14 protein-coding genes and 1 pseudogene are annotated in these 8,986 nt (G+C 54.3%); 6 read left to right on the plus strand and 9 right to left on the minus strand.

Annotated features, from left to right (window positions below; translation table 11 throughout):
* Position 1 precedes the first annotated feature (1 nt).
* The 4 genes from H8S34_RS09865 to H8S34_RS09880 all read right to left on the minus strand — a co-directional run bounded on the left by H8S34_RS09865 (position 2) and on the right by H8S34_RS09880 (position 1,409).
* A complete protein-coding gene (locus tag H8S34_RS09865) occupies positions 2-367 on the minus strand; it encodes a helix-turn-helix transcriptional regulator (RefSeq protein WP_186963877.1) in 366 nt (121 codons plus the stop codon).
* Positions 368-515: 148 nt separating this feature from the next.
* Positions 516-833, minus strand: coding sequence for a hypothetical protein (locus tag H8S34_RS09870; RefSeq protein WP_186963878.1), 318 nt, complete (start codon positions 831-833; stop codon positions 516-518).
* A 5-nt stretch (positions 834-838) separates the two neighbouring features.
* Positions 839-1,153 (minus strand): hypothetical protein, encoded by a 315-nt coding sequence (locus H8S34_RS09875; RefSeq protein ID WP_186963879.1) that lies wholly within the window; start codon positions 1,151-1,153, stop codon positions 839-841.
* 16 nt (positions 1,154-1,169) lie between these two features.
* Positions 1,170-1,409, minus strand: a complete 240-nt coding sequence (locus H8S34_RS09880) for a hypothetical protein (RefSeq protein ID WP_186963880.1) — start codon at positions 1,407-1,409, stop codon at positions 1,170-1,172.
* Between the two features lie 22 nt (positions 1,410-1,431).
* Between H8S34_RS09880 and H8S34_RS09885 the strand changes: the two genes are divergently transcribed.
* A complete protein-coding gene (locus tag H8S34_RS09885; protein WP_186963881.1) occupies positions 1,432-2,418 on the plus strand; it encodes a DUF4393 domain-containing protein in 987 nt (328 codons plus the stop codon).
* A gap of 377 nt (positions 2,419-2,795) precedes the next feature.
* Here the strand turns inward: H8S34_RS09885 and H8S34_RS09890 are convergent, their stop codons facing one another.
* Complete coding sequence (locus H8S34_RS09890) at positions 2,796-3,161, minus strand: hypothetical protein (protein WP_186963882.1); 366 nt, start codon at positions 3,159-3,161, stop codon at positions 2,796-2,798.
* Positions 3,162-3,368: 207 nt separating this feature from the next.
* Between H8S34_RS09890 and H8S34_RS09895 the strand changes: the two genes are divergently transcribed.
* Positions 3,369-3,578, plus strand: coding sequence for a hypothetical protein (locus H8S34_RS09895; protein WP_186963883.1), 210 nt, complete (start codon positions 3,369-3,371; stop codon positions 3,576-3,578).
* A gap of 17 nt (positions 3,579-3,595) precedes the next feature.
* On the opposite strand, the gene H8S34_RS09900 is transcribed toward H8S34_RS09895, so the two are convergent.
* Both H8S34_RS09900 and H8S34_RS09905 read right to left on the minus strand, forming a co-directional pair.
* A complete protein-coding gene (locus H8S34_RS09900; protein ID WP_186963884.1) occupies positions 3,596-3,796 on the minus strand; it encodes a hypothetical protein in 201 nt (66 codons plus the stop codon).
* Between the two features lie 43 nt (positions 3,797-3,839).
* Positions 3,840-3,992, minus strand: coding sequence for a hypothetical protein (locus tag H8S34_RS09905; protein WP_186963885.1), 153 nt, complete (start codon positions 3,990-3,992; stop codon positions 3,840-3,842).
* A gap of 148 nt (positions 3,993-4,140) precedes the next feature.
* Here H8S34_RS09905 and H8S34_RS09910 point away from each other — a divergent pair, with 148 nt between their 5' ends.
* From H8S34_RS09910 to H8S34_RS09925, 4 genes are all read left to right on the plus strand, one after another.
* Positions 4,141-4,527, plus strand: coding sequence for a helix-turn-helix domain-containing protein (locus H8S34_RS09910; protein ID WP_186963886.1), 387 nt, complete (start codon positions 4,141-4,143; stop codon positions 4,525-4,527).
* Positions 4,528-4,831: 304 nt separating this feature from the next.
* Positions 4,832-6,151, plus strand: a complete 1,320-nt coding sequence (locus H8S34_RS09915; protein WP_186963887.1) for an SNIPE associated domain-containing protein — start codon at positions 4,832-4,834, stop codon at positions 6,149-6,151.
* A gap of 19 nt (positions 6,152-6,170) precedes the next feature.
* On the plus strand, positions 6,171-6,749 hold the full coding sequence (locus H8S34_RS09920; RefSeq protein ID WP_186963888.1) for a Uma2 family endonuclease: 579 nt from the start codon (positions 6,171-6,173) through the stop codon (positions 6,747-6,749).
* Complete coding sequence (locus H8S34_RS09925) at positions 6,746-8,209, plus strand: recombinase family protein (protein ID WP_186963889.1); 1,464 nt, start codon at positions 6,746-6,748, stop codon at positions 8,207-8,209. The genes H8S34_RS09920 and H8S34_RS09925 overlap by 4 nt, the downstream gene beginning before the upstream one ends.
* 19 nt (positions 8,210-8,228) lie before the next feature.
* On the opposite strand, the pseudogene H8S34_RS09930 reads toward H8S34_RS09925, so the two are convergent.
* Together H8S34_RS09930 and H8S34_RS09935 are read right to left on the minus strand one after the other, a co-directional pair.
* Positions 8,229-8,324 (minus strand): annotated as a pseudogene (locus tag H8S34_RS09930) (manganese catalase family protein); the annotation flags it as partial.
* Positions 8,324-8,824 carry a spore coat protein CotJB gene (locus H8S34_RS09935; RefSeq protein ID WP_243207978.1) on the minus strand — a complete coding sequence of 167 codons (501 nt, stop codon included), beginning with the start codon at positions 8,822-8,824 and terminating at the stop codon, positions 8,324-8,326. The gene H8S34_RS09935 and the pseudogene H8S34_RS09930, both read right to left, overlap by 1 nt.
* Positions 8,825-8,986: the final 162 nt, after the last annotated feature.

Consider the following 8,986-nt stretch of genomic DNA (forward strand, 5'->3'; position numbering starts at 1 on the left):
ATCACACCATTCCTTTCTTTTTCCCGTTGGGCTCCAGGCCCAGGCGCTTCCGGCGGCCAGCGATGGTTGAGCGGGAGAGCCCCATTTCCCGGGAGATCTGTCCGTCGCTCTTTCCCTCGGCATAGAGCCGCAGGAAGGTCTCCCGCCGCTCCTGCGCGCTCTCCTGGCTCTTCTGCTTGAGGGCGCACAGGGGGTGCCGCTTATCGCACCCGCCGGGCACCTTGCAGTCAAAGCACCGCTTGTCCGGCGGCGCATAGTGATGGCGCTCCCGCTCCACGGCGCCCTCAGAGGGTGCGCCGTCCCACGGCCTTGTGGCGCCGCCGCCGATCCAGACGCCCTTCCCCTGCTTTGAGGAAAACAATTTCATCGCTTCCACGTCCTTTCCAGGAAATATGGTTGCGCCGCCGGACACCTCTGTGATAGGATAGGTGTATCCGGCGGCGTCTGCGCTGCTGGTCTCTGCCGCCCCCTGCGTTGTGTTTGACCGCACCGAACGCAGGGGGCTGTTTTTGTCCTCATCGCCGCATCCCCGCACGGCGGTCCCTGGTCTGGATATCCGCCATCTGGCGGCGGGTAAACTCCTCCGCCGCCCGGCAGTCCCGGCACAGACCCGGCTCCGCGGTGCGCTTTCCGCACCGGCGGCAGGTGGGCTCCAGGGCCCGGCCGCATTTCCGGACGCTCATGCCGCCCACGATGTACTTCCAGTTCTCCTTCTGGCCCCAACGTTCAGCGGCCAGCAGCGTGGCCGAGTCCGGCCCGATGGTCTGGACGGTGACCACGCCAAACTCCGGGTGGCTCACTTCATAGTTATAGAGTCGCTCTTTTGCGGCCACCTCCATCACCTCCACACAGAAAGGCCCATGGTGGCCAGGACGGTCAGGAGCAGCAGCCCCCCAATACAGGCATACGCCTTCCGGCGCAGGCGGGCGGCCCGGCGGCGCTGCCGGTTGCGGCTGCGGTACTTCCCCGCGGCTTCCCGCCGCTCCCGCTCGGCAGCTGCCTCCCGCTGGATGACGCTCCACTCGGCGTCCAGGATGCTGGGGATAAAATCTCCGTCCTCGGTCTCCTCGGTGACGGCCAGCTCCATGGGGCCGTGCTCCAGGGATAGATCCATCAGGTCGGCCACGATGGCCTTGGTTGTCTTACTGTACATGGTGTTTCTCTCCTTCTTATGTAGTAGGCTCCGCGGCAAATTCCGGGAAAACCTCCTCCAGCGGGGGAAGCGGCTCGGCCGGACGGTATACCCGCTCTCCGGCAAAGGCCGCGTTGAGGCCCTGGACGTTGATCATGGTACTGACCCAGCGCTTCTGCTCCGGGGTGATCTCGTCCATGTCGTAATACCGGCCCTTGATGTTGACAAATGCTTGAGAGTTGAAGGTCCAGCCCTCCGGCGTGGTCAGAACTACCATAGTATCACCTCATCTTCACGCTATGCCGCCTCCGGCCCGTCCTATTCTGGCCTTGACAGCGGCGCTCTGGTTCGTCATAATGAGGGTGGAACTTGGGCGCCATGTTTCCGGTTCCCCCCTTGCCGTGTCTGATGCTGCAATCATCGGACACGGCTTTTGTTACCTGTTGGGAATTCACTTGTCTACTCCTGAGGAATATGATAAGATTTGGAAGAAAGGATGTGATTTTGTGCCTGTTTCTGATATACCTGAAATATTGGATAAAGTAACCGAACCTGCGAATCACCTTCTGACTCCGGTCTGCTCTTCGGCTGGCCAAACACTTGCAGATATATGGGATTTAGTGTTCGGCGGTTTCAATACCTATGTGGAGAGAAAGCGCCTGACACGAAAAAAAGCGTTGGAGGATTTTCGAGATTCATTGGATCGTCATGTGGCCTCGATTCCGGAAGAAAATCTCTGTGAGCCTGCCCTTTCCGTCGTCGGCCCCGCACTGGAGGCCTCAAAATACTATTTTGAGGAACCAGAGATTCGCGAAATGTTCGCAAAGCTCGTTGCCTCTTCCATGGACGCCTCCAAGACGCCTGCCATCCACCCTTCCTTCCCGGATATCATTCGACAGATGTCACCTCTCGACGCCCAAAATCTGACCTATTTTAAGGCCGATCTTCCTATTGTTGAATATCAAATTCAGAAAAGCGAGAATGGATATGTAACGCTCTGTTACAATGTATTTTTGGAAAATGAGGCTGTTAACGATACAATCGACGATATTGAAAAACAGTCTCAGTCCATCTCGTGTCTTGCTCGGCTCGGCCTCATAGACGTCTCCCATGGCACTTTTCTGACCAAGGAACACGTATATGACAAATTCAAGGAAACCTCATATTACAAAGGGGTGTTGCAAGAGATCCAAAGACAAAAACCTTCGTGGAAGCTTTTAATCGAAAACGGCCTTGCCAGTTTGACTCCTCTCGGCGAATGCTTTAAACAGATTTGTATTGATTAGCCTCTCATCTCCATCCGTTTCAAGTGCAATCACGCCTAATATCACTTCCATCCTCCTCCACTTTATTACCCCGCTCCGTGTTGCCGCACGGGGCGGGATTTCGCTTGTCCTGCTGTCCTTAGCCATGTTAGAATGGAATCCATAGAAAAAGGAGGTATTTACATGGTAATGACATCTATATTTAAGGCCAACAGCGGGAAATGCCCCTTGTGGAATGTTGATGTATCAGTATATGGATGGTACAGAGAATCGCCCGGTGGCATATGGGAGTTTCTGCGTGCAGAGTGTCCGATTATTGAAAATTCAAAACTTCCTAGGCATGAACAGAAGCAAGAATATGAACTCATGTTCTGCAAGGACCGTTTTAGTTGCCCGCTTTACAAAGAGTTCCAGCCTAAAATCACAAAGGACATATAGCGGAACACCTTTTCACAGATTTTTGGATTTCTTGTCAACTTGTGCTTTGCAATCACAAGGGCCAAATCTTGTCCGAGCGCCTTAAACTCATCGGGGCCAATCGCCTCATCCAGTTCTTTTCCCAGCTCCGATTTTGCCGAAGCCTCAAGCATCCCACTCTCAAAGCATCCCGAACGACTGATCGGGTCCTGTACCTCCTCAAGCCGGTCGGCTATCTCACACATAGCCACCGACAATTCCGGCAGATTACTCGGCTTGCTTTCAGAAACCTCGGCCAGCAGTTCCAGCTGCTTGCCGAGGATTTCTCTTATCTGCGTCTGATCCATCTTCCTCACCCCCTCCCGTCCCCGCTCCGTGTTGCCGCACGGGGCGGGGGTTTTAGCTGGCCTTCGGTTCATCCTCTTTCTGCGCCGTGATGGTCATTCCAGACTCCCTCCACGCTCTGTCAATTTTTTCTACTTTCATACAGGTCTCCCTTCTTGTGGTGCCGCTCCCGACGTGATAGGATATAGGTACAGAAAGGAGGTGTGCATATGGACGAAATCACGATTTCCGTGAAGGAGCTTTACGAGATCGCCAAACAGATGCTGGACGACAAAATGGACTGGGTCACGGTCTCGATCCTGGACGCCGACGGCACAGGGGAAAATGCCCTTCCCCCAAGCCTTTCCTTTGAAGCGTTTACTGACGATGCTCCCTACGAAGGTATTGTCTATGATGACATCGACGCCGCTTCTCCCTGACCCTTTCCCCCGCCCGCTCACTGTGGGCGGGGGCTTTTTACGATCTCATAGGACAGCGGCGCTGCTCCCTCCTGCTTCCGGATGCGCGCCGCACGCCGCAGCATGGCCATGATGCTGACCAGCTCCTCCGGCATGACCTTTCCGCTCACTTCCACCTTGATGTGGTCCGGGTGCATCCTGCTGGTCCTGAGCTCCCGGATATGGATAGTCTCTTCCATCTGGTTTTCCTCCTCTCCTACTCCGCCCTTCTGTGCGGGGGTTTTAGCTGGCTTCCTTCTTCTGCTCCCTTGCCGCGTCGGCTCTGCCCTCTGCATAGCCAGCAATATAGAGCAGTGCAGATTCTGGCAGCTGTGCCAGCTTATCGGCCAAAGCCTGAACGTCAGCCAGCTTTGCAGCGTCAATGATGGCATACATAAGCTCACCTCCTTCACTGTTTTCAACCTGGTAACATTATATATTAACTTAGTTTAAAAATCAATATGTTTTTTCAACTCAGTTTAAAATCTATCTTGCCTTTTGACATGCCACTGGGTATAATGTGAAGCAGGTAGGAGGTGATAAATTGGATACCATCGCAAATCGAATAATCAATATCGTAGAAAAGACAGGTGGAAATAAAAGCGATTTTGCAAGGAAAATCAATGTTACTCCAGCGTATATCTCAAAGTTTGGCAAAGACCCTGACGCAACACCAAGTGACCGCACGATTGCCGATATCTGCCGCGAATTTAATGTATCGGAAGTCTGGCTTCGTACTGGAGAAGGCGAAATGTTTCTCAAGGTTGACGAAGATCAGGAACTTCAGAACATATTCGCTCAGATCACAATTTCAAACGATGATTTGATCAAACGGATCATCAAATCATACTGGGCCCTGGATGACACGGAAAAAGCCGTCATCCAGAAATTGGTCGACGGCTTTGCAAAAAAAGCAGCCCCAGAGGGCTGACCCTCCGGGGCTGCTTTTTACTTCATTGCCTTCTCATAGGCAATCGCACATGCTAACAGGTGCTGGATGTATTCTGGAATACCTTGGTTCCTTGCAATCAAAAAGAGCAATTCTTCTATTTTTTGATCCTTTTTGAAAGTTGGCACCATATTACGTAATCCCTCCCCTTTTTCCGCAATACGAAATTATTCTTGCTTATTATAGAACATCAGTTCTATAACGTCAAGAGAGGATCCCTATTGGATGAGGCACAAAATTGTGCATAATCATCTATCGTATTAAATATAGAGAGAAGGAATTTTCTATGAATCTGGACAGTGTTCTTAACTTTATGGCAGGGCTATGGATACTGGGGTTTCCTATTGCTTTTTTTGCAACACTATTTGCTCTACAAAAAACACAGCAAAGACTAAAAGAGGTATCCAAGATTGCCGGTGGAGTAACAGATGCTGATGCATACAGTGTTGCAAAGCACACAGAAGCGGACCGGATAATCCGTGATGCTGAGGACCGGGTGAAAGTTCTCACAAAAGAAGTTGGCATCTTGTCTTCCCAGCGTGCGGAGCTGCTGAGCGAATTGAAAACATTGAATCTCGATATCGTTCCGAATATGGTTCGAATTGATGCATATGAAAATCTGAGATCAGACGAGATTAAAAATGAGTTGACCATGCTGCGTGGAAAGCAAGATACTTTAGTCCGGGATGGAAGTGCGATACAGATTATAGATTCTACTGCAAAAAAGAAATTTATAACAACCCAAAGCAAACAGCTTCTCCGCTGTTTCAATGCGGAATGTTCTAATATCTTGGCCTCTGTGACCGTTAAAAACGTAGATTCGTCCAGAGCCAAAATCCAGCGTTCTTTCGATGCTCTGAATAAAATCTTCTCCTCTGACTCGGTACAGATCACACAGGCTTACCTTGCATCGAAGTATGAAGAGCTTAGTTTAGTATATGCATATATGGTAAAAGAAGCGGATGAGAGGGAGCAAAAGCGTGCAATCCGTGAACAAATGGTGGAGGAAGAAAAAGTTCGAAGAGAGCTTGAGCGTGAAAAACAAAAAATTGAAAAAGAAGAAGCCCAATTTACAAATGAGGTCAACAAGTTAATGGCCTATATGCAAAAGGCAAAGGACGATATTGAGCGACAGATCTACATTGACAAAATCCAGGAGTTACAGGATAAACTAAAAGATCTCCAGGCCAATAAGGAGGATATCCTGAATCGGGAGCAAAATACCCGGGCCGGATTTGTGTACATTATTTCTAATATCGGCTCTTTTGGGGAGCACGTTTTTAAAATCGGTATGACTCGGCGTCTTGAGCCCATGGATCGAATCGCTGAGTTGAGCAGCGCTTCTGTTCCCTTCCCATTTGATGTCCACGCGATGATCTTCTCAGATGACGCACCTGGACTGGAGGCCATTCTTCACCAGCATTTCAACGCAGAACGGGTAAACAGAGTAAACCCAAGGAAAGAATTTTTCCGTGTTGATTTGGATGAAATAAAAAAGGTTGTATTGGAAAAGCATAATGCCACGGTCAAATTTGTGGATATACCAGATGCCACAGAGTACAGAGAAACCTTAAAATTAAATGATGAGGATACGCACTCTGCATAACTCCATAGGAGGTCTTACTATGCCGCTCCCAAAAGAATCTCATTATACCCTGGCCGATGTACTGAGCTGGGAGGAGTCGGACCGTGTTGAGCTCATTGACGGCGCGCCGGTGATGATGGCGCCGCCCAGCCGGGCCCACCAGGAGATCCTGACCGAGCTCACCCGGCAGCTGGCCAACTACCTGGAGGGCAAGCAGTGCCGGGTCTATCCGGCCCCCTTTGCCGTGCGCCTCTTTGAGCGCCCCGGCGACCGGCCGGAGGATGTCCGCACCCTGGTCGAGCCCGACCTCTCCGTGGTCTGCGACCGCGACAAGCTGGATGAGGTGGGCTGCAAGGGCGCGCCCGATCTGATCATAGAGATCCTCTCCCCCTCCAGCCTGCGGCACGACCGCCTGACCAAGTACAACCTGTACCAGCGCGCCGGCGTGCGGGAATACTGGATCGTGGACCCCTCCGCCCGGAGCATCCAGTCCTTCGTGCTGGAAAGCGGCCACTACACCGCCAAGGATCTGGGAACCCCCGGGGATGTGCTGAAGGTCCATGTGCTGGACGGCTGCTTTATCGACCTGTCCAAGGTCTTTCCGGAGGCGGTGGTATGAGCGGCCGGAACTATCAGATTGCCGCGGCCTATATCCGGGTCTCCACGGAGGATCAGGCCGAATACTCCCCGGACGCCCAGCTGGTCGAGATCCGGAAGTATGCCGCGGCCCACGGCTATATCATCCCCAACGAATTTGTCTTTTTGGACGAGGGCATCAGCGGCAAGCACACAGGCAAGCGCCAGGCCTTTCAGCAGATGATCGGCCTGGCCAAGACCAAACCCAAGCCCTTTGACGCGGTGCTCCTCTGGAAGTTCTCCCGCTTCGCCCGCAATCGGGAGGACAGCATCGTCTACAAGTCCATGCTCCGCCGGCAGCTGGGCATCGAGGTCATCTCCATCAGCGAACCCCTCACCGACGACAAGACCAGCATCCTCATGGAGGCCATCATCGAGGCCATGGATGAGTATTATTCCATCAATCTGGCCGAGGAGGTCAAGCGCGGCATGACGGAGAAGGCCCGCCGGGGCGGGCTCCAGAGCACGCCCCCCTTCGGTTACCGGGTGGAGCACAATGTCCTGGTCCCGGTCCCCGAGGAGGCCGCGCTGGTGCAGTCGATCTTCCAGCGCTTCCGGGATGGAGAGGGCCTGTTCCCCCTGGCCAAGTGGCTCAATTCCCTGGGGGCCAAGACCCACCGGGGCGGCCGTTTCGAGAACCGCACGGTGGAGTACATCCTCCGCAACCCGGCCTACATCGGAAAGCTGCGGTGGAATCCCGCCGGACGGACCCGCCGGGATTTTACCAACGAGAACATCATCCTCTCGGACGCCCAGCACGAGCCGCTCATCTCACAGGAGCTGTGGGACGCCGTGCAGGCCCGGATGGCCCAGGTCAAAGCGCAGCACAAATACCATGGCCGGCCCCTGTCCGAGAACCGGGACTGGGTGACCGGGCTGGTCCGATGCGCCTCCTGCGGCACCACGCTCATTTTCTCCAAGCCCCATTACTGGAAGTGCAACAACTATGTCCGGGGCGGCTGCAAGACCTCTCAGCACATCTCAGACGAAAAGCTGAAGGGCATGATCCTCTCCCGGATGCGGTACGACGCGGAAGGGGCCGCTCCCCTGTCCTATTCCATTGTCCGGTCCCGGCCGGAGCAGATCAACGAGGCCGCCATGCTCCAGGAGCAGCAGAAGCAGCTCACCGCCAAGCTGGCCCGCCTGCGGGAGGCCTACCTTGCCGGCGTGGAGGATCTGTCCAGCTACGGCGCCGCCAAGGCCGCGCTGGAGGAACAGGCCGCCCATATTTCCAAGCGTTTGGAAGAATTGGACCGGCCGGAAGACCCCCAAAAAGCAGAGGCCATTCTGCGGAAGAACATCCAGCAGTGCATCGCGGTCCTGACCGATCCCAAGTCCACACTGGACGCCAAGAAGAAGGCGGTCCATGATGCGGTGGAGAAATGCGTGTTCGATAAGGCGTCCAACTGCATCCAGATCTACTATCGTATTTTTTTAGCTTGAATAATAGTCTATTGTTGTATGGTCCGCCGTACTGACTGATAATAAAGGAGGCCAGCTGCGGGTTGGGGTTTTCGATCTTGATGGGGTATTGCAGCTTTTTCTCATAGACGAACATCAGCGCTTCCCTCCTTCCGCAAGGTTCCAGGGCCAGGGATCTTTCAGCCACTGGGTCCAGTTCTCGCTGGAGGCCGTGGCGGTCTGGCGAAGGGGTCCGTGGAGGGCCTCATACTGTCTGCGGCCCTCCTCCTCCATGGCGGCATACTGCTGATAGAGGGCAAAGGCCTCCTGGTCGCTCTGGTGGGTGTCCAGGTACTGCCCCAGCTCCACCAGGACGAATTCCAGGGCCTGGAGCTCAGCCAGGGGGCCGTTCACCACGTCGGCTGCCTCCGGCTTCAGGTGGAAGGGAAGATTCAGCCCCGGGAAGAGGGTTCCGTTGTTGAGGGCCTCCTGCCGGTTGTAGCGCTTGGAGTCGGTCTGCTGGAAGGCCACATAGGGGACCGCCAGCGGCGCACATTCGGGAAGCGGGCCGCAGCCGTCGGAGCAGCGGTCATTCTCCGCTCCGGGTGCCTGCTCCATGCGGCTGCCCGGGGCGCGGGAGTTGGTATCTGGATACAAGTGTGATTCCTCCTCAGATGAATTGGAGACAGGTGCGGGGGGACTTCTGCGTCTCCGGACCATCCTATGCGCCCCTCCCCCGGTCAGGAACGCCTTGCGGGGAGGGGCTCTCCGCTCCACAGCGGGTCCCTTTGCGAAAATGGAAGGGTTCCCGCTCTCTTT

The organism is Pseudoflavonifractor hominis, assembly GCF_014288125.1.
GTDB classification, from domain to species: Bacteria; Bacillota; Clostridia; order Oscillospirales; family Oscillospiraceae; genus Pseudoflavonifractor_A; species Pseudoflavonifractor_A gallinarum.